Here is a 20,274-nt window from a genome sequence, read left to right on the forward strand (position 1 = left end):
CTCCTTAGTGATAACTGTCCGGACCTCGGAGGTTTTCGTGAACCAGCATTGATACGCCGGCTCCGTCCTGGGTGACCTCACTTTCACGACCGTGTTTCAATACGTTGGCTATGAAAGAGCGGTTAATGCACCCTTTCTCCAACGCCAGCGCGCAGGCCTTCTCCAGTCGCGTCGTCTCATAGCGCCGTTGCAGATTGAGTAGCCCCAGCACGGAGCGGTAAGCCTGCTCCGGATGGGCTTTGCTCTTTTGGATGGACTCGACCACTTTCAGTGTGCACACACCCACCGACAGCGCCCAACTGCACAGCCTTTCCGGCGTCCACTGACTCTGCCCCTTATGGTTAGCCGGCATGTGCGCCGCCTGAGTCGTGTGCCTATAGGCGTTATCGCTGCGAGGGTGCGTAGCCACGCAGACGCCCTTATGGTGGATTTGCACCAGCCGTTGGGTGGCGATGACGTCAACGTGCTCGCCAACCAGCGGATGCGGCACCGAGTACCAGTTTTTGCCGTAGTCTATGTGGTAATCAGGTCCCACTCGGGCAACGAGATACTCACTGTATTCCCATTGTGTGGGCGGTAGAGGCCCAAGAGCCGGTTTGTCCAGCTGCTCGAAGCGTTCAAGGCGACTTTGTCCACCGTAATGACGCATCGGGCGCAGATTCAACTCATGATTGAGTTCTCGTATCACCTGGTTGAGTTCGGCCAGCGAGTAGAACCTACGTTTACGCAACCGGGCCAAAACCCAGCGTTCTACCAGCTGCACAGTTGATTCTGCCTTCGCCTTGTCTTTCGGTTTTCTCGGGCGCGCCGGTAGCACCACTGTCTCATAGTGATTTGCCAGCGCCTGGTAGCTCTGGTTTATGACCGGCTCATAGCGGTCAGGGGTGCTGACAGCGCTGCGCAGATTATCAGGTATCATCAGCTCCGGAACCCCACCCATGAAGTGCAGGCAGCGGCTATTGGCGTTGAGCCACGATGCCATGTCCTGGCCTTCGCAGGCTTCGATATACGCATAGCCTGACACGCCCATGGCAGCGACGAAGATAGCGACCTGGCGTACGCTACCGGTCGCAGGGTTGACGATAGGTACGGTGGAGCCACAGAAGTCGATGAAGAGCTTTTCGCCAGCCTTGTGCTCCATGCGCATGGAACGCCGCTGCTTCTTTTTCCAGTCACGGAACAGTGCACAAAACTGTGAGTACCCGAGGGCATCACCGCCCACGGCGGACTGATATTCCATCCAGGGCAGCTGCTTGGTCATGCCCTTGCGGCTTAACTCGGTATCGATATCAAGCCAGCTGGGTAAGGTATTGATAACTTTTCCGGATTTGCCGGGATAGAGCAGGCGGTCGAGGTCGACGGGGGACAGTTCCGCCGGCAATGGCCAGGCCAGGTTAGCTACCGTGAATCGGCCGAGGATATCGTGCACGGTAGTACAGCCTATGCCGAGCGCTGCTGCGATAGTGCGATTCGAGCGACGCTGCTCGAATTTCATACGTAAGACATTAATATAGATGCACATTTCCGTTCTCGCTTTCTTCTTTTTACGTGCCATGCCATGCCCCCGGAAGCTAAAAGTCTCCAGAGTATGGCGGAACAGAAGATGAGCGATCGGACAGAATCGGAATCGCTGATCGGGCGACCGGAATCAGTGATCGGATGAAATCAGAATTAGTGATCGGGTGAAATCGGAATCAGTGATCGGATGTGACCGGAACCAGCAAGTACCGCTCAGGCAGAAGCAAACGCTCAGGCACAGCCGCGTCCCGCATTGCTGATCCGACCGCAGCGCGCCGAGACCAGTTTCATGCTTAACGCTTTCGATGCGCGGCATTTGCAGCTGGAGCATGACCTGCTCACCTACGCCGCCGGCATTCTTGAAGGGGTATCACCACCACTCATGGAAATGATGGACCGGTCCGATACCTTGCCCCACGCGTAAATCATCGGCATGCAGCAACGCCTGCTGCAGCCACGCTTTGGCCGCCCGCAGGGTTTGCGGCCAATCATCATAACGCGGGCGCAGCGCGGCCAGCGCGGCTGACAGCGTGCAGCCGGTGCCGTGGGTGTGGCGTGTGGCGACCCGCGCGCTGTCGAAGCGAAGCTCATACTCCGGGCTGATCAGCCAGTCCGGGCTTGCGCCGCCGGCCAAATGGCCGCCTTTCATCACCACCGCCTGACACCCCAACGTCAGAAGCGCGCGGCCCTGCAGACGCATTTGATGCTCATCCACCGCCGGCGCACAGCCGAGCAGGACCGCCGCCTCGGGAAGATTGGGGGTAATAATTGACGCTAACGGCAACAAAATATCCCGCAGGCTGGTGACCGCATCCTCATCCAACAGCGCATCGCCGCTTTTCGCAACCATGACCGTATCGAGTACCAGCCAGGGAATGGGGTATTTTTGTAGCTTGGCCGCCACCGCGCGGATAACCGATGCTTGTCCGAGCATACCGATTTTGGCGCTATCGATACGCGCGTCGCTCAGCACCGACTCCATCTGGGCCACCACAAACGCCGCATCAATGGGATAGACCGACTGTACGCCGCGCGTGTTTTGCGCCACCAGCGAGGTCACAACCGTAGTGCCATAGGCGCCGAGCGCTGAAAAGGTTTTCAAATCGGCCTGGATGCCGGCCCCGCCGCTGGGATCGGTGCCGGCGATGGACAGCGCATAGTAAATTCGACTCATTGCACATCCTCCGCGCACAGACGATACAACTCATCGAGCATGCCGCTGGAAAAGCTGCCAGGCCCCGCCGCCCAGGCGGCGGTCAGACGGCCGGCGCGAGCCATCAGCCGGCAGGCGCCAGCGACATTGTCCAGCCGCTCGCCCGGCAAGGCCGTGCAGGCGGCCACCACCGCCGACAATGCGCAACCGGTACCGGTCACGCGCGTCATTAACGGATGGCCGTCATCGACCTGCCAGACGCGAATACCGTCAGTAATCACGTCTACCGCGCCGGTTACCGCTACCACCGCGCCGCAATCCTTGGCCAGCGCCCGTGCGGCGGGCAGAGCTTGCAGGGAATCATCGCCGCTGTCAACGCCGCGGCCGGCAGGAACAATGCCGGCCAGCGCTAAAATTTCCGAGGCGTTACCGCGCACCGCCGCCGGTTGCAGGGTCAACAGACGCCGGGCGAAATGACTGCGGTAATCCAGCGCGCCGACGCCGACGGGATCCAGAACCCAAGGCGTATCCGCCGTCCTGGCGGCGGCGATCGCCGCTAGCATGGCCTCGGCGCGCTGCTGGCATAGCGTGCCGATATTAATCAATAAGGCATCTGCGATGGCGCTGAATTGCGCGGCCTCTTCCGGCTCCAGCACCATAGCGGGGGAAGCGCCCAAAGCCAGCAGCATGTTGGCGGTAATGGTTTGCACCACATCATTGGTGAGGCAGTGCACCAGCGGCGCCTGCTGGCGCAGTTGCAGCAGGGTCTGGGCGGCAATTGCGCCCGGTAATTCGGAGGGTTGCATGGTTCTCATTACTCCCACCGGCGATCAAGAAGGCGGTTCCGCGGGTGAATGGGGACCGTGACTTCCCTACGCTGGCATGATCCAGTTCAGGTAATACGGGTATTTCTCAGCCTTAACCTGGCGGTCGAGGCACCCCGAGTCATTGATAAAATAGCATTTTTAGGGATAAACGGCGATGTCTTCCTTCGGGCATGATAGCCCAATGGCCAGGCGGAACACAATCCATTTACGCTCTAGCGTCTGACAAACGCGTCAACCAACGGAACCATCGCGCTTTCGGTCCCGATAACGCGTTTCACTTTTGCCGCGCCGCCGGGGCGCGTGCCCGACAGCGATGCCCCGGGCCAGCACGGCGCGTTATTTTACCTCTTTATTTTCCAGGTTTACCCGACGGGGGGTTATTAGCCCGGATCTTTTAATGACGTCCAAGCGCCGGGAGAACAAAGTACACAAATATTGTGGGAACTAAAGGAATGGAATCGACATCCTCCACAGCAAAATAGGTTATACAGATTAAATAAAAAAAATGGATTAATTAGTAGGGTCTCAATGGTATCGTTGGATTGAGAAGGAAATCTTCTAGACGACTAACTTAACAGTTTCAGTTCCATTGCGCGCGTGATAGCGTGTTTTGCGTTCGCCACACCAAGTTTATTGATATTGCGAATATGAAATTTAACAGTCCCCTCGCTGATAGACAGGATAGTGGAGATTTTATTATAGGTTTTACCCACGCTTGCCCAGAACAACACCTCTTTTTTTCGCGGCGATAGCCGGCAGGGTTCTTGTTCAGTCCCCTCGGTCACCTGTTCCTTACGCGCGTCGAAAAAGCGGATGACTTTTTCATGGGTGGTGATGAGCAACATCTGGAATTTATCTTTTTCACGCTCTATGACATCATAAAAATCAGCACCTTGCTTCATCTGAATTATTGTTAGCGTCGCCAGATTGTTGTCAGGATCATGCAGCGTGAAGGTATAACCATTGTCAAGGGCGTAATCGCTAGACATCTTATAAAAGTTTTGGTCCGGCAGATTGGGATTATTTTGCCAGCTAAAAGGCGTAAACTTACGGCAGGCGATCAGCAGTACCGGGTCAATTTTTTGAAAACCATAATTACGATATTGATTCAGCCAACCCGCCGGGTAATCGGATATCATATAGGCAGGGTGTCCTTCGCCCTTATTCATCATGAAGTAGGCGAAAGTGAAAACATCGGAATCGTTAAATATATGTGAAAGATAAAGTTTAATATTTTTCTTCATCTGGTTGATGAATAGCATATAATCCTTATCGCTTGGGTCACCCATTATCTCTACCTGTTATATTTATTTGAATGAACGGAATAATCACACCGATGATGGAAATCCGGCGGTGCAGCTATTTTACTTTATGATTGTTGGATAGTATAAGAAGCCCACAATGGAAGCAACCACTAACAGAGGTGTTTATAATTATCCGTCACAGTATCGGGCCGAACAAATCAATCCGTTGCGGTTACTTTGATTAGCCTGAACATTAAATAACATGTACCATAATTAACTCTCGCTCATCTTTTGGGTTCCCCGGCCAGCAGGACATGCAATGAACAGGAACAGCGGCGACATTACCGTCAGAAATTATCAGGAAGCGGACCGCCCCTTTTTGCGCACGCTGTTTCTCGCCTCACGCAAAGCGAACTGGCTGTGGCTGGACGACCGCCACTGGAAGTTGGAGGATTTTGACGCGGTAACGCTTGGGGAAAAGATCCTGGTGGCGGAAATCGACCAGGATATCGCCGGCTTTGCTTCGCTCACGGTGCAAGACCGTTTTTTGCATAACCTGTTTATTGCTCCCCAGTGGCAACGGCAAAAGGTGGGGACCGCCCTGCTGGACGCCTGCTATCCTTTATGCCGGGGCACGATGGCGCTGAAGTGCCTCATGCTCAATCAACGCGCGCTGCGCTTCTATCTGCATAACGGCTGGCGCGTCATTACCACCGGTTTGGCGGAGAACGGCGAATACTATCTGATGCATCACCGCCAGCCGCCGGCTTCATCGCGTCGAAACGCCGCATCCACGCGCCCTTGATGGGGGCCAGTGCCGCCATCAAGGGCTTTGGCGATTCGCCGTCTGCGCTATTCCCCGGGCGCCGCCTCAGGCTTTTGTAAGCGTGATGCTCCACTGTGCGGCTCCCACCTGCTGGTAATCGGTAACGAGATGCCCCTGTTCCGCCGCCCATTGGGGCAGACTTTCCGTCGCCTGCGTGCAGTCGAAGTCAATGATCAGCTCGTCGCCGGCCTGTAACGCCGCCATCGCGGACTGCGCTTCGATAAGCGGGAAAGGACAAACCTGGCTGATAACATCAAGTTTCTTAATCATTACGTTTCCTTATTACCTGTATCAGACTGATGCCGCGCGCAATGCCGCCCGGCGCCGCGGGCGTACGAACAGATACCATGACGCCGTCCAGACGCCCAAAATCATAAAGGCCAATCCGACCCAGCCCTGCCAGGTCAGCATGGCGGTCATCACCAGGCCGTTGCCGATGGAACACCCGCCGGCGGTAGTCGCGCCGAATCCCATCAGGATGCCGCCGGTGCAACTGCGCATCAAGGTGGCGGCATCGGCGGCGCGCAGGCGGAATTCACCGCTGCCTTTGGCAGCGATGAACGCGCCAAGGAAAATGCCCAGTACTAAAAACACCCCCCAGTTGATGAATTTGTCATCCCCTATCACCAGATACTGCACAATATTGGCGCTCAGCGCGGTAATGCCCAGGCCGAAGAGGCGTCCGGAGGCGATACTTAACGGCCAGGCCAGCGTCGCGATAAAGCCTATCACTACGGCAGTGGCAAAGGGATGCCAGCGTTTTTCAAACAGCAGATGGGCAAGCCCGGTTTTTTTTGCCGGTAGTGCGGCTATCGCCAGCGTCGGTTTTTTCAATTCCCGGCGCGCTAACCAGACGGTCACCAGCACCAATAGGGCGATGAACAGCCAGGGAGACAAGCCCAAGGTGTCCGCCATCGCATTATGGGCAGTATGGAAGGAGGCAAGGTGCTGATTGAAGCTAGCCAGATGCGGGGAGCGCATTACGGCGCTGGTCAACATATAGGCCGCCAGGGCAATCCAACTGCCGATTAACCCTTCGCCGGCGCGGTACCAGGTACCGGTCGCACAGCCGCCGGCCATGACGATCCCAATACCAAAGACGTACCCGCCAACGATAGTGCCCAACCAGGGAAAAGCGCCGGCATCGTAACTGAACTGCCCCGCGGCGATGAGGATATATACGCCGACGCTTTGAATAGCGATGGCAATCAGTAAGGCGTAAAAGATACGGTTATTTTTGGCCAGGTACATATCGCGAAAACCGCCCGTTAGGCAGAATCGCCCCCGTTGCATAACAAAGCCAAGAAGCGCACCGCAAATGAGCCCGGTGAAAAGTGTTTGTAGCACAATAAATATTCGAAATCAAAGTATTAGGAGATATAATTATTCTCCCCACCTGCACGACCCGCCAATATCCAAATACAATACTATATAAAGAAAAAATATTTCCCCCGCCCGCGGTGACGGCAGACTCACCCGCGCCGCCGCCTGTCATCGCTGGCGCCAGGGAGCCTGCGGCTGGAATTGCTCCTGCATCATACGCATAAATGCGCGCGTTCGCTCCGGCAGCCCTGCGCCCTGGTGGGTAAGCGCCACGACATTGGCGTCGGGCAATCGCCAGTCAGGCAACAGCGGCAGCAGTTTTCCCTCCGCCAGGACATCCGCCACATCCCATTCCGAACACATGATGACGCCCAGCCCCTCCACCGCCCATTGCCGGATCACTTCGCCGTCGTTACTGATTAATATCGGTTGCATACGGATGTTGACCGTAGTGCACCGCGATCGTAGCTGCCACAGCGTCACGTCTTCGTTGTTTTCATGCAGCGCTATGGTCGGTAGCGTCGCCAGATCCTGCGGATGTGCCGGCAGGCCATAGCGTTCAATAAACGCCGGCGAGGCGCAGAGGAGGCGTCGATTGGGGGCGATGTAATGGCTAATCAGGTTCGATGAACGCAACTCGCCAATATGGATAACCAAATCGCTACGGTCGCTGCTGGCGACCAAGGGCTGGTCGGAGAGCGTCATTCTGATATCCACGTCGGGATAGCGCTGGCGAAAGGCGGCGACCACCGATGCGACATAGCGCCGGCCGAAGCCGAAAGGGGCATTGATGGCGAGGCGGCCGACCATTCCGTGACGCCTGGCATGCAGCGTCTCCATCAGGCCGGCGATCTCATCGATAATGCCCACGCCGCGCTGGCACAACAGCTCGCCCTCGTCGGTAAACTGCAACTGACGCGCACTGCGGTCCACCAGTTGGATACCCAACTTTCGTTCAAGCTGCTGTAGCCGCTGGGTCACCGCGGAGGCGGTGAGGCCGAGTTTATGCGCCGTCGCCAGCAGGCTGGCGCTTTCCCGGATCACCAGCAGAAACTGTATATCGGTGGAGTTCAGCATAACTGAATCATAGAATTAGCATAATTAAATATCAATGATCTCCAGATTGATTAGTACAAAAAAATCGTCTTACCGTCTCCGTCAAGGATTTCTTCATGCATCTCCACCAGCTCGACACTCCGTGCGCAATAGTGGATCGCGCGCGGCTACAAGAAAACATACAGCGCATGCAGCAGCGCATGAACCAGCTGGGGGTGAAATTCCGGCCTCATGTCAAAACGTCCAAATGTTTTGAGGTCGTCAACCTGCAACTGGCGGCGGGCGCCCACGGCATTACCGTATCGACATTATTAAAAGAAGCCGAGGTCTTTTTCGCCGCCGGGATCCGCGACATTCTGTACGCTGTGTGTATTTCCGCCCGCCAGCACCCGCGGGAGCTGGCGCTGCGCCGTCAGGGCTGCGATCTGAAGATTATCGTCGATAATGCCGAGTCGGCGCGCCAGGTCGGCGAATTCGGCCGCGCCCATGATGAACATTTCGAGGTCTGGATTGAAGTCGATACCGATGGTCATCGCGCCGGTATTGATCCCGCGGAAGGTGAGTTGCTGACGGTGGCGGCGCAGTTACAGGAAAACGGCGCCACCGTGGGCGGCGTGTTAACCTATGCCGGCTCCAGCTATGAACTGCATTCGCCGGAAAAACTTGCCGCTCTGGCGGAACAGGAGCGGGCCGGCGCGGTGCTTGCCGCCACCCGGTTGCGTCATGCCGGCATTCCCTGTGAGCAGGTCAGCGTGGGATCTACGCCCACGGCTTTCGCTGCGCAGCAGCTGGCGGGGGTAACTGAGGTGCGCGCCGGGGTCTACGCCTTTTTCGACTTGGTGATGCACAACGTCGGCGTTTGCCAACTGGACGATATCGCTTTAAGCGTGTTGACCACGGTCATCGGTCACCAGCAGGAGAAAGGCTGGGTTATGGTGGACGCCGGCTGGATGGCCCTGAGCCGGGACCGCGGCACCGCCAGCCAACAGCGGGATTACGGTTACGGACAGCCCTGCCGGCTGGACGGCACCCCCTTCGACGGCTTTACCGTTATCGGCGCCAATCAAGAGCACGGCATTATTGCCGCCCAACCGTCCCAACCTGCGGCCGATATCACCACCTTGTTCCCCTCTGGGGTCACAGTTGCGCATTTTACCCAACCACGCCTGCGCCACCGGCGCGCAGCATGCGGTAATGCATGCCTGCGATACGCAGGGCAATACCGCGCCCTGGTCACGGTTTCAGGGCTGGTAACGCGCCCGCGGCAAGCGGGCGACCACAGCCGGCGCGGTAGAAGCACTTAGCGCGGCGCGAGTCCTGCGCGCTACAAGGGCGCCTGGGACAGCGCAAGCACTGCGCGCCGCGAAGGTATCGAGTACAGACCCAGTAATACGCCCAGTCCGCGCGGTGAGCGCGGCGCAAGCACCAAACACAGCGAAAGTGAGGATTGGCCGGCGCGACGCCGCTGGCCAATGGGAAAGGCTACCCGAAGAGTAATCAGTTGAGGTTGATAGTAATGTTTGATTAATTTACTTTGGGAGGGGCAATAATGCAGCACGATATCACCGCAGACCCGGCGCGCAACGCACCGGCAACCCAGCGCAACCGAAAGACCGGTACCATCAATCCCTATGTCCTATTGTTCATTATGCTGGTCATTACCGCGGCGGCAACCTGGATCGTTCCGCCTGGTGAATTCGGCCATGTCCTGCGCGAGGGGGTAAAATTTGCCGTACCGGGCAGCCTTCATCCTGTCGCGCGCAGCGGCGTCGGTCCGGAAACGTTATTTACCTTTATCGCCGAGGGTATGGTGAAGTCCGCGCCGATTATTTTCCTAATCCTCTTTACCGGCGGCGCGGTTAACGTGTTGGAACAGTCCGGCGCGCTGAGCAATGCGCTAAACGCCATGGCGCGGCGCAAAGGCAGCAGCGACACTGTAATCATCCTCAGCGTCTGCGCGGTCTTCTCGGTGCTGGGCACCACTGGCGTCGTCATCAATTCGGTGGTGGCGTTTATTCCGTTAGGCATGCTGTTGGCGCGCTCGATGAATCTGCCGCGTATTTTTGGCGGCGGTCTCATCTACCTGGGTACCTATGCCGGCTTCAACGACGCCATTATCAATCCCGGCACCACCGGCCTGGCGCAGCGTCTGGCCGAACTGCCGCTGTTTTCCGGCATGGGGTTTCGCCTGGGCATTTATCTCGCTTTTGCCGTCTGCGCAATCGTTTTCCTCACCCTTTATGCCCGCCGCTGTCGCCGCGAAGGACTGGCTAACGAAGACGAAAACGCACAACAGCACATCGCCGCCAACGTCACCCCCTTCCATTGGCTTATTCTGGCATTCACCGCCCTTGCGCTACTAACGTTCATTTACGGCGCTGTCAACTACGGTTGGTCCGAGAACGAAATGTCGGCAATGTTTATTGTCGTGGCGCTGGGCGTCGGCCTGATTGCCCGTTTGCGGGGCGGCTCTATCGCCGACACCTTTTTACAAGGCTGCGCCCAACTGATTCCGGGCGCGCTGATTGTCGGTCTGGCGCGGGCGATTGCGCCATTAAATGAGATGTTCGCGGCTCTGGGAATGTTCATCAGCGCCGCGGTGATGCATATCGCTATCTCTTCCGGTTCAGGGGAATCGGCCGCGCTAGTGCCGCTGTATGTCCCGCTGGGCGATGCGTTGCACATCACCCGTCAGGTGACGGTCGAAACCATTCTGCTTGGTGAAGGCGTCATTAACTCGGTCAATCCCACCTCCAGCGTAATGATGGCCGTACTGGCCATCGGCCGCATCGGCTATGGCCAGTGGCTGCGGTTCGTCTTTCCCCTCACGCTCATGTGGCTCGTCATCGCCATCATCGCCATCATCATCGGCGTTCAGATCCAATGGGGCCCCTTCTAAGGCGGGCAAATAACAGGAAGGATTGTAGAATGACGACACCTTTTCACGGCGTCCAGCTTGCCGACCTTGCGCCTTGGCACGCCGAACTGACCGCCCTGCGGCGCCGGTTCCACCAGCACCCAGAGCTGGCGTTTGCAGAGCATCATACCGCCGCCACGATTGCGCAATTGCTCGACGAATATGGCTATGACGTCACCACCGGCGTCGCGGGCACGGGGGTTGTCGGCACATTGCGGCTCGGGGACGCCGACCGCGCCATCGGGCTGCGCGCGGATATGGACGCCCTGCCCATAAATGAAGAAAACACCTTCGACTATCAGAGCCGCCAGCCCGGTATCATGCACGCCTGCGGCCATGACGGCCATATGACGATGCTTCTGGGCGCGGCGCGTTATCTGGCCGCTACGCGCCGCTTTAACGGCACCCTAAATGTCATTTTTCAACCGGCGGAGGAACGCGGCTTCGACAGCGGTGGGCAAAGAATGGTCGACGAAGGCCTATTTGGGCGCTTCCCGTGCGACGCCGTTTTCGCCATGCATAATCACCCCGGCAGCCCCTGCGGACGACTGATGAGCCGGCGCGGCCCGTTTATGGCCGCCGGCGACCGGGTGTTCATTACCATGCGCGGCGTAGGCGGCCATGCGGCGCGGCCGCACCTGGCGCAGGATCCCGTGGTAGGCGCCGCCAGCATCATCATGGCGCTACAAACGGTGGTGGCGCGAAATGTCCCCCCGGATAAAACGGCGGTGGTCACCATGGGCATGCTGCACGGCGGCAAAGCGCTGAATGTGATCCCCGCTGAAGTGCAACTGGGGCTGAGCGTTCGTAGCTTCGATCCGGCCATTCGCGCTCTGCTGCGCCAACGCATTACCGACATTGTGCAGTTGCAGTCGGCCAGCCTAGGACTGAGCGCCGAAATTAAGTATGTCGAGGGTTATCCGGTGGTCTGCAACAGCGAGGCGGAAACCACTCTGGCGCTACAGGTGGCCGCGGAATTGGTGGGCGAGGACAATGTGGACGGCGACATGGCTATGCTGACCGGAAGTGAGGATTTCGCCTACCTGCTCCAGGCGCGCCCCGACTGCCTGATACGCATCGGCAACGGTGAAGCACAAGCCAATAAGATGTTGCACAACCCGGGCTATGACTTTAACGATAATAATCTAGTTACCGGTGCCGCCTACTGGTCACGGCTGGTCGAGCGATACTTGCCGCCGCGCGCGTCCTGATCCTGGCCGCGGCCCGGCCGGCGCTGGCCGAAGGGGTCGCGCCGGTCGCCGAGCATGTTGTCCCCTGTTGTCTGACGAACCAATAAGGTTGATTATGACTGAAACATCGCACGTTGCGTTACAGTGCATCACCGCCCCGAACGTGCCGCCGCCGGCCGGACACTACTCCCATGCGGTAAAAACGGACAATTGGGTATTCGTGTCGGGCGTATTGCCGGTGACGGTGACGCCCGAGGCGGATTTTGCCGCGCAGACCGAGGCGGCTCTGCGCCAGTGCCAGCAGATACTGGCGGCAGCGGGATGCGGCTGGCCGCAGGTGGCGCAATGTACCGCCTATATCGTCGGGATTACACATTGGCCCGTGTTCAATCAACTCTACGCGCACTATCTTCAGCACCATAAGCCGGCCCGGGCGGTAGTGCGCGTGCCGGCGCTGCATCACGGTTATTTGATTGAGATCCAACTGACGGCGGTAGTTACTTCGCCCCAGTCGCCCCCGCTGGCGGAACGCCACAGGGAGAGTTAAGTTCGCAGTTGAAATGGATCTAATGCAGCTATGATTGTGTCTGAATTGTTGTGCTGTCTTATTCTGGGCGTTGGGCTGGGAATTTGCGGCGGTATGCTGGGCATCGGCGGCGACTTGATCGCTATCCCGGTGTTAAGCCTGTTGTTCCACATGGATCAGCTTCTCGCCCAGGGTACCGCGCTGATTATGGTAACGCCCAATGTGCTGATCGGGTTTCTGCTCTACCGCCAACGCAACCATATCGATTTGCGGCAAACCTTCAAACTTTGTCTGTTCGCCACCGTATCCGCCTGGTTCGCCGCGCAAATGGCGTCGGCCATGCCCGTCGACGGGTTGCAAAAGGCGTTTGCCGCGTTTTTGCTGCTGCTTGCGGCCTATTACCTTTGGCAGTGGTTCGACAGCCACCGCCATCCGGTCGCCGCCGCCGTTCTATCCGCCCGGTTTTTACCGCTGCTCGGCATTGCGAGCGGGTTTATGTCGGGCATTTTCACCGTTGGCGGCGGGTTGGTGGTAGTACCGGCGCTGGTGTCGCTGTTCGGCTTTAGCCAGACGCAGGCGCAGGGGATCGCCCTGGCGTTGGTCGTCCCCGGGGCTCTGGCGGCGCTGTTTTCCTACGCGCTGGCCGGCAACGCGGATTGGAGCATCGGACTGCCGCTGGCGCTGGGCGACATCGGCAGCGTCTCCTGGGACGTGGCCCTGGCGCACAAGCTGCCCGTGATGTGGCTAAAATTTGCCTTTTGTATGGTGCTGATCGGCGTGGCGATCGCGATGCTGGCGGCCTGAGCATGGCGCGGTAACGACGAGGCGATAGACGCCGCTATAGCGACGCCGACCCTACCGACCCAGCGGCGGCGATCGCGCAAGCTCCGCATTACAGTTACACAGACCCTGGGCAGTCTTTCCTAATCTTGACGATCGCGTTCAGGACGCGCCTGTTTTTATAAAAAGAGTATAATCAATAAATTAAAATAATCTAGTTGATTCTTTACGTAGACACCGTTTGTCTCCCGACTTATCAAACAAGGGATATTTAGTGTGTAAAATTACACAGTTATCACATTTCATTTGCATTGAAAGTGTTTTAATCAGTTCACCTTCCTTAATGAGAACTGACTATGAAACACATGATGATCTGTTGTGGCGCCGGCGTAGCGACCAGTACCGTCGCGCTGAAAAAACTGGAAACCTATCTGGCGACGGAAGGGTTGCTTGACAAGGTGAGAATTTCGCAAGGCACGGTGGCCGAGGCCGCCACGCGCAGCGACCTGGATTTTATCGTCTCCACCTCGCCCGCCAAAGTGGCGGTGCCGGTGATTAATGCGCTGCCGCTGTTGACCGGCATGGGCACCGATAAGGTATTTGAGAGCGTTAAAGCCCAAATCCTGGGCTGAGGATCCCGCCATGTTTATTATCGACTACATCATCAGCACCGGCGCATCGGTGATGATGCCGCTTATCTTTATTATGCTGGGTCTCATTTTGCGCCTGCGAATATCGCAGGCCATCAAGGCCGGCCTGATGGTGGGTATTGGCTTTATCGGTCTGAGCATCACCGTCAATTTGATGATTGATTCCCTCACGCCGGTCAGCCATGCCATCGTCAACCGTTTCGGTCTCAACCTGACCGCGCTGAATATGGGATGGCCCGCCGCCGCCGCGGTGGCGATGGGTACTCGGGTGGGCGCCCTGGTGATCCCGGTGTGCGTCGCGCTGAATGTCTTAATGCTGTACACCAAAACCACGCGCATCCTGAACGTCGATATTTGGAACCTCTGGCACCACTCCTTTGCCGGCTCGCTGGTGGCCATTATCACCGATAATCTGTGGCTGGGGCTGTTCGCGGCGGTGCTCAACTGTGCCATCACGATGGTTATCGCCGATCGCACCAGCAAAGACGTAGAAAAATATCTCAGCCTACCGGGCATTTCCGTTCCCCATGGCTTCTCTGCCTCGTTCGTTCCCGCCGCCTGGTTGGTGAACTTTGTAGTGGATCGCATCCCTTACGTGCGCGACATCAAAATCGATACCGAGGTGATCCAGCGCCGCCTGTCCGTCCTGGGGGATCCGGCTTCCCTAGGAGCCATCATCGGCGGCGTGCTGGCAATTATCGCCGGCGTGGAGGTGAAAGCGATTTTACAAACCGCAATTACCATGGCCTCGGTCATAACCATCATCCCGTAGATGGCGAAAATGCTGATGGAGGGCGTCTATCCCATCAGCGAACGCATCCAGGAAATCGCCCAGGCGCGCGCCGGCTCTTTCGGGCAGATATCTATTGGCCTAGACTCCGCGGTCAGCGTCGGCCACCCGGTTACGCTGTCGGTATCGATGGTGATGATACCGATTATGTTGGTGCTGGCGGCGATCATTCCCGGCAATGAATTCCTGCCGTTCGCCTCGCTCACCGGTTTGCCGTTCGCCTTTGTGCTCGTGACCGCCGTTTGTCGCGGCGATATGTTTCGCACGCTGCTAACCGGTCTGTTGACCTTAAGTCTGGCGCTATTAATCGGTACTAACCTGGCGCCGCTGGTGACCAGCACCGCCGTCAGCACCGGCTTCTCGCTGCCCAACGGCGCCTCCAGCATCAGCAGCGTTGACTATGCCGGCGCCATGCTGCCCTGGGCGATGATTCAAGGATTTAAATTCAAAGTGGTGGGCGTTGTGGTCCTCACCGTGATAACCCTGCTGCTGGCGCTATGAAATCGGCGCAAGATTTTGCAAGAAGCCCGGGAGCTGGCGCAGGCGCAGCAGGCTGAAACCCATGTGGAGAACGCATCATGATGTTTAGCGAACGCCGCGTCATCGTGGTTGACCAGCCAATCAGCCGGGAGCAATTACTGACGCTGTTGGCGGATAGCCTGCTCGCTGATGGCCTGGTCAAAGACAGCTTTCTTGGCGGCGTACTGGCGCGCGAGCGGGAATACCCCACCGGCATCGATATGGAAACCCATGCCATCGCCATTCCGCATACCGAATATGAGCATGTCAATAAAACCGGTTTCGCGGTTGCCATCAACCGCGCCGGTGTGGCGTTCCAGCGCACCGACGATCCGGAGCAACAGGTCAAACCGGCGATCGTGGTGCTGATGGCCATCGATCCGACCTGCGAGAAAGTCGCGATTATCCAATCGCTGTTCGCCCTGCTGGCGGATGTTGATGCAGTGAACAAAATCAGCGAATACTCACCGGCAGAGATAGCGAAAACATTCTCGCAGGCCATCACAACTCGTTAGAATGGGAGACGGTCAAAGCGCAAAGGGGAAGACGGCGGTGAATAAAGCCATGTTGAGGGTAAGCCAGGTGATCGACATCGCCATGGTGAGCCGCAAAACCGTTTACAATGTCATCAACAGCGAGCGGTTGAAATATCAACTGGTGTTCCAGAACAATCGTCAGGTGCGGATGTTCCATCAGGACGATGTGCTGGACGCCTTCCCCAAAGCCAACCGTGCCGCGCTGGAAGTGCAGGCGCTACAGTAGGAAGTCGAGCGCCTGAAATTCGCGTTATCCGAACTGCAAAAAGCCGTTGAGGCCATGGATCCACCGGCACGCACGGAAATGACCGAGGCACGTTTCACGCCCAAAACGCCGGCGAAATAGGCACCGTTCGCCGGCAAACATCCCGGCTAGGCGGTGAACCCGCCGTTCACCTCAATCACCGAGCCGATAATGAAGCCCGCCCCCGGCCCCGCCAGGAACACAATCGTCGCCGTCACCTCTTCAAGGGTTGCATAGCGCGGTATCGCAAAGGTTTTCAGCAACCCAGGCGGCAGTTTGCCTTGTGAATTCGCCGCCATATCGGTATCCATGACCCCCGCCTGCACCACATTGACGGTAATATTGCGCGCACCGAGATCGCGCGCGGCGCCCCGGCTATAAGCAACGATGGCGGCCTTACTCGCCGCATAGTCCGTGGTCCCCGCAAAGGCGACGCGCGCACCCAGGCCAGATTCGACCGAAATTATCCGCCCCACTTCGGGTAACACTTTGACCGCGGCGCGGATGGTAGCGATAACGCCATGGGTATTGATCGCCCATTACCTATCCATCACGGCGTTGTCGATCGCCGGATCGTCTATCTTATGGCCCTGCCAGGCCACGGCGGCATTGTTGACCAGTATGTCGAGTTGACCGAACCGATCCACAACCTGCTGGATCAGCCGCATCGGCGCTGCAGGGTCCCCTTGGTCCGCCTGAAACGCTGCGGCCCGAACCCCGCTTTTTTGCAGCTTAGCCACCACGGCCGCCGCCTTATCCGCGGACGCGACATAACTTATGGCAACATCCGCGCCCTGCGCCGCCAACGCGGCCGCGGTGGCGGCTCCCAACCCGCGTGAACCGCCGGTAATCAAGGCAACTTTGCCAGAAAGCGTGTTATTCATCATCAAACCCCTGAGTTTTACCCTACCTGATAGAAAAGGAAATGGAATGCACTACAGAACCGGCAGCCCCCCCTATCCCGAGCGTTTTTTGGAAATTGAGGCGATCGCTTTCGCCGGTTGTGGTTTACAGTAAATAAAATATCGATCGTTACTGTATCGAACGGTAGGTTATTGTACAAAGGGCGTCAAGCGTTTTATAATGACCATTACTGAATTAAAGGATGGGCAGGTTGTGGGAAGACATAAACAGTTCGATGAAGGCGAGGCGCTTGACGCGGCGTTGGCCGTTTTCTGGCAGAAAAGTTATGAAGGCGCCTCGTTTGATGATTTGACCAAGGCCACGGGCGTCGCCCGTCCCGGCCTTTACGCTGCGTTTGGCAATAAGGCATCGCTGTTTGGCAAGGCCCTTGACCTTTATCAAACAAAATATATGTGCTTCATGACGGAAGCGTTGGATGCGCCTACCTCATTAAAGGTGGTGGAACATATGCTGCGCGGCGCCCTGGCGCTCCATACCCTTGACGCCGCACACCCGGGTTGCCTGGGCATTAACGGCGCCCTCGCCTGTTCGGATGACGCCGAAGCCATTCGTCGCGAACTGGTACGCCGGCGCGAGTTGGCGCAAGCGTTACTAGCCCAACGTTTTGAGCGGGCGAAGGCGGAGGACGATTTGCCGGCGTGGGTGAACCCCGCGCATTCGGCATTCTATGTTATGACCGTTTCGCAGGGTATGGCGGTGCAGGCAAAGGCCGGCGCGTCGAAGGACGCGTTGGCGGGACTGGTCAATCACGTGCTCAGCACCTGGCCATCCTCTAAGGCGGAGTGCGGCGAGCAGCGCTGAAGCAAGCGCGTATGCCCTTGATGGTCGCGCTATGGCGGCACGCCCGGCGTGCCGCCAACTTGCCCGAGCACGCCTACCGCCGACTCTCCGTTAAAACCGCCCTGGGCATCACACTTTTCACGCCCGTTAGGCCGTGGGGATTGTGCCCCCGTCGATCACGTATTCCGTACCGGAAATCGCCGCCGCCAGGGGTGATGCCAGGAACGCAATAAGATGGGCAACCTCAGCAGGCGTCGACGGCCGCCCGAGCGGAATGCCGCCGAGGGCGTTCATGATGATGCGTTTTACCCTTCGTAGTCAGTCCCCGCCTGCCGCGCAAGCCGTTCGGCTAGGGCCACGGCGGCCTCGGTTTCTATCCACCCCGGCGCCACACGTACCACCCGAATGCCTTGCGGTGTCACTTCTTTTGACAAACTCTTGCTGTAGGTCGATAGCGCGGCTTTAGCGGCGGCATAGGCCGTGGTCGATTCGGGTAAAGGCAGCGCACGCTGGACTGATGTCACGTGAATGATAACCCCCTTCTTTCTGCGCCAACATCGCAGGCAACAGCGCGCGATCCAGCCGTACGGCGGGCAGGAGGTTGAGGTTCAGTTCCCGCTGCCACGCCTCCTCACCCAGCGCCGCGAATCCCCCTGCTGGCGCTGACGAACCGCCTAAGACATGCACAATGACGTCCACTCCTCCAAGGTGGCTACCGACGGCCCTGGCTACGGCGTCACAGCCTTCATAGGTGGTCAAATCGGCGGCGACAAAAAATTCCGCCGGCGTATCGTCCGGCTGATGACGCGCGCTAGTGAGCACCCTGGCACCAAGTTGTTGCATGAGTTGAACCACCGCCATGCCTACGCCTTTGGTCCCCGAGGTCACCAGGACGCGCTGACCTTGTAGTTGCAAATCCCACTTCATCGGCGGCACAACATTCGCGACCACCCGGTCCCCTCGCCCCGGCCGCCCTACGTCCCGAGGAGCAACGCGGTAGGGGTAGGCCTGCTGCGCCGCTGGCCGCCAAGACGAGATAGCGTCGCGGCCTTGATAGGCCTGTCTCTCATCCGAAACGGCAGCATTAGGCGCAAAACAGGCGGTCAAACGGGCAATTTCCGCATCGTTGTTCACGGTAAAGGAGGTCTTAAATGCTTCGGGTGCAGATTCCGAGACCCTGTACACGATTCTGTGTAAATGCCTTTTCTCAGAAGTGACCGTCCAGGCGGTCACCGAACTCGATAATAAAGCGGCTCATTGCCATGCGCCAGTCCCTCAAAGGCATTGTCCATTTCTGTGAGGCCGCCTGTATCGCCAGCCACACCACCTTTTTCACTGCGTCGTCGGTCGGGAACACCTTGCGCTTTTTGATGGCATGCCGGATCACGCTGTTTAACGACTCGATGGCGTTGGTCGTGTAGATCACCTTGCGGATGTCCGTTGGGTAGGCAAAGAACGTGGCCAGATTGGCCCAGTTTGCCTGCCAGCTTCGACTTATTTGCGGGTAGCGGATGTCCCAGGCACTGGAGAACGCTTCCAGCGCCTGCAAGCCGGCATCTTCCGTAGGGGCCTGATAAATAGCTTTCAGGTCGCGGGTGACGGCCTTGTAGTCCTTCCAGGAGACGAACCGCAGGCTGTTGCGCACCATATGCACGATACACAGCTGGAGCCGCGCCTCCGGATACACCTCGTTAATAGCGTCAGGGAAACCTTTCAGCCCGTCTACGCAGGCGATAAGGATATCGTTCAGGCCGCGGTTTTTCAGCTCTGTCAGCACGTTCAGCCAGAACTTTGCGCCTTCATTTTCGGCCAGCCACATACCTAGCAACTCTTTCTAGCCTTCGATGTTGATGCCCAGCGCCAGGAACACAGATTTGTTGATGATGCGGCTGTCCTGCCGGACTTTTAGAACGATACAGTCAAGATAAACAATGGGATAGACTGCATCCAGAGGCCGGTTTTGCCATTCGACAACCTGCTCCATGACCGCATCGGTGACCTTTGAGACCAGCGCCGGCGAGACATCGGCGTCATACAGCTCTTTGAACGCGGCGGCGATCTCGCGGGTGGTCATCCCTTTAGCGTACAACGATAAAATCTGGTTATCCATCCCGGTAATCCGGGTCTGGTTCTTCTTCACCAGTTGCGGTTCAAAGGAACCGTCACGATCGCGCGGAGTACGCAGCGCCAGCGGGCCATCGCCAGTGGTAACGGTTTTTGTGGAATAGCCGTTGCGGGCGTTGGTCCCCGGTTTAGGCTGATTTTTATCGTAGCCGAGGTGATGGGTCATTTCGGCATTGAGAGCTGCTTCGACGCTGATTTTTTTCAGCAGCCGATCGAAGTGACTGAGATCTTCAGGGGTTTTGAGATTTTTGGCCAGTTCGTTAGCCAGAGCCTACAACTGTTTTTCGTCCATAAATTAACCTGTTTTTGATGTTGGATTGAACATATCAAAATCAGGCAAATACACA

At 57.6% G+C, this 20,274-nt stretch carries 17 protein-coding genes, 4 pseudogenes and 1 riboswitch; of the genes and pseudogenes, 11 read left to right on the forward strand and 10 right to left on the reverse strand.

Annotated features, from left to right (window positions below):
- Positions 1 to 4: 4 nt before the first annotated feature.
- The 4 genes from istA to SOPEG_RS16540 form a co-directional block, all read right to left on the reverse strand.
- On the reverse strand, positions 5 to 1,555 hold the full coding sequence (istA, locus tag SOPEG_RS16520; RefSeq protein WP_081743036.1) for an IS21-like element ISSoEn3 family transposase: 1,551 nt from the start codon (positions 1,553 to 1,555) through the stop codon (positions 5 to 7).
- 333 nt (positions 1,556 to 1,888) lie between these two features.
- Positions 1,889 to 2,692, reverse strand: a complete 804-nt coding sequence (gene thiD / locus SOPEG_RS16530) for a bifunctional hydroxymethylpyrimidine kinase/phosphomethylpyrimidine kinase (protein ID WP_025246179.1) — start codon at positions 2,690 to 2,692, stop codon at positions 1,889 to 1,891.
- Positions 2,689 to 3,477 carry a hydroxyethylthiazole kinase gene (thiM, locus tag SOPEG_RS16535; RefSeq protein ID WP_417903421.1) on the reverse strand — a complete coding sequence of 263 codons (789 nt, stop codon included), beginning with the start codon at positions 3,475 to 3,477 and terminating at the stop codon, positions 2,689 to 2,691. Before thiM ends, thiD begins: the two co-directional genes overlap by 4 nt.
- 46 nt (positions 3,478 to 3,523) lie before the next feature.
- Positions 3,524 to 3,624, reverse strand: a riboswitch (TPP riboswitch).
- 440 nt (positions 3,625 to 4,064) lie between these two features.
- The gene (locus tag SOPEG_RS16540; RefSeq protein WP_051419831.1) at positions 4,065 to 4,787 is read right to left on the reverse strand and encodes a helix-turn-helix transcriptional regulator; all 723 of its coding nucleotides are present in this window, start codon (positions 4,785 to 4,787) and stop codon (positions 4,065 to 4,067) included.
- A gap of 274 nt (positions 4,788 to 5,061) precedes the next feature.
- Between SOPEG_RS16540 and SOPEG_RS16545 the strand changes: the two genes are divergently transcribed.
- The gene (locus SOPEG_RS16545; RefSeq protein WP_236851525.1) at positions 5,062 to 5,547 is read left to right on the forward strand and encodes a GNAT family N-acetyltransferase; all 486 of its coding nucleotides are present in this window, start codon (positions 5,062 to 5,064) and stop codon (positions 5,545 to 5,547) included.
- Positions 5,548 to 5,613: 66 nt separating this feature from the next.
- Here SOPEG_RS16545 and tsuB read toward each other — a convergent pair whose 3' ends face one another.
- The 3 genes from tsuB to SOPEG_RS16560 form a co-directional block, all read right to left on the reverse strand.
- A complete protein-coding gene (gene tsuB / locus SOPEG_RS16550) occupies positions 5,614 to 5,838 on the reverse strand; it encodes a thiosulfate utilization sulfurtransferase TsuB/YeeD (RefSeq protein WP_025246183.1) in 225 nt (74 codons plus the stop codon).
- A 21-nt stretch (positions 5,839 to 5,859) separates the two neighbouring features.
- Positions 5,860 to 6,915, reverse strand: a complete 1,056-nt coding sequence (gene tsuA, locus SOPEG_RS16555) for a thiosulfate utilization transporter TsuA/YeeE (RefSeq protein ID WP_025246184.1) — start codon at positions 6,913 to 6,915, stop codon at positions 5,860 to 5,862.
- 144 nt (positions 6,916 to 7,059) lie between these two features.
- Positions 7,060 to 7,968 carry a LysR family transcriptional regulator gene (locus tag SOPEG_RS16560; protein WP_025246185.1) on the reverse strand — a complete coding sequence of 303 codons (909 nt, stop codon included), beginning with the start codon at positions 7,966 to 7,968 and terminating at the stop codon, positions 7,060 to 7,062.
- 131 nt (positions 7,969 to 8,099) lie between these two features.
- Between SOPEG_RS16560 and SOPEG_RS16565 the strand changes: the two genes are divergently transcribed.
- From SOPEG_RS16565 to SOPEG_RS29885, 9 genes and pseudogenes are all read left to right on the forward strand, one after another.
- Positions 8,100 to 9,251 (forward strand): alanine racemase, encoded by a 1,152-nt coding sequence (locus tag SOPEG_RS16565; protein WP_200867821.1) that lies wholly within the window; start codon positions 8,100 to 8,102, stop codon positions 9,249 to 9,251.
- Positions 9,252 to 9,496: 245 nt separating this feature from the next.
- Positions 9,497 to 10,846 carry a YfcC family protein gene (locus SOPEG_RS16570; RefSeq protein WP_025246186.1) on the forward strand — a complete coding sequence of 450 codons (1,350 nt, stop codon included), beginning with the start codon at positions 9,497 to 9,499 and terminating at the stop codon, positions 10,844 to 10,846.
- A 29-nt stretch (positions 10,847 to 10,875) separates the two neighbouring features.
- Positions 10,876 to 12,075, forward strand: coding sequence for a M20 aminoacylase family protein (locus SOPEG_RS16575; RefSeq protein WP_025246187.1), 1,200 nt, complete (start codon positions 10,876 to 10,878; stop codon positions 12,073 to 12,075).
- A gap of 94 nt (positions 12,076 to 12,169) precedes the next feature.
- Entirely contained in the window at positions 12,170 to 12,601 is a 432-nt protein-coding gene (locus SOPEG_RS16580; RefSeq protein ID WP_025246188.1) for a RidA family protein, read from the forward strand.
- A gap of 30 nt (positions 12,602 to 12,631) precedes the next feature.
- Complete coding sequence (locus tag SOPEG_RS16585) at positions 12,632 to 13,384, forward strand: sulfite exporter TauE/SafE family protein (protein WP_038468962.1); 753 nt, start codon at positions 12,632 to 12,634, stop codon at positions 13,382 to 13,384.
- A gap of 332 nt (positions 13,385 to 13,716) precedes the next feature.
- The gene (locus SOPEG_RS16590) at positions 13,717 to 13,992 is read left to right on the forward strand and encodes a PTS sugar transporter subunit IIB (protein WP_025246190.1); all 276 of its coding nucleotides are present in this window, start codon (positions 13,717 to 13,719) and stop codon (positions 13,990 to 13,992) included.
- 10 nt (positions 13,993 to 14,002) lie between these two features.
- Positions 14,003 to 15,301, forward strand: a pseudogene (locus tag SOPEG_RS16595) (PTS galactitol transporter subunit IIC).
- Between the two features lie 77 nt (positions 15,302 to 15,378).
- Positions 15,379 to 15,834, forward strand: a complete 456-nt coding sequence (locus SOPEG_RS16600) for a PTS sugar transporter subunit IIA (RefSeq protein ID WP_025246191.1) — start codon at positions 15,379 to 15,381, stop codon at positions 15,832 to 15,834.
- Between the two features lie 37 nt (positions 15,835 to 15,871).
- Positions 15,872 to 16,081, forward strand: a complete 210-nt coding sequence (locus tag SOPEG_RS29885; protein ID WP_236851528.1) for a helix-turn-helix domain-containing protein — start codon at positions 15,872 to 15,874, stop codon at positions 16,079 to 16,081.
- A gap of 146 nt (positions 16,082 to 16,227) precedes the next feature.
- Here the strand turns inward: SOPEG_RS29885 and SOPEG_RS29890 are convergent.
- A pseudogene (locus SOPEG_RS29890) lies at positions 16,228 to 16,986 on the reverse strand (SDR family NAD(P)-dependent oxidoreductase).
- Positions 16,987 to 17,215: 229 nt separating this feature from the next.
- Between SOPEG_RS29890 and SOPEG_RS16615 the strand changes: the two are divergent.
- Positions 17,216 to 17,824: a TetR/AcrR family transcriptional regulator gene (locus SOPEG_RS16615; RefSeq protein ID WP_025246192.1), complete on the forward strand. Its 609-nt coding sequence runs from the start codon at positions 17,216 to 17,218 to the stop codon at positions 17,822 to 17,824.
- 126 nt (positions 17,825 to 17,950) lie between these two features.
- On the opposite strand, the pseudogene SOPEG_RS16620 reads toward SOPEG_RS16615, so the two are convergent.
- Positions 17,951 to 18,730 (reverse strand): annotated as a pseudogene (locus SOPEG_RS16620) (SDR family oxidoreductase).
- 280 nt (positions 18,731 to 19,010) lie between these two features.
- Positions 19,011 to 20,195, reverse strand: a pseudogene (locus tag SOPEG_RS25130) (IS256-like element ISSoEn2 family transposase).
- Between the last annotated feature and the right edge of the window lie 79 nt (positions 20,196 to 20,274).

Origin of the sequence: Candidatus Sodalis pierantonius str. SOPE, from assembly GCF_000517405.1 — a bacterium.
Lineage (GTDB): Bacteria > Pseudomonadota > Gammaproteobacteria > Enterobacterales > Enterobacteriaceae > Sodalis_C > Sodalis_C pierantonii.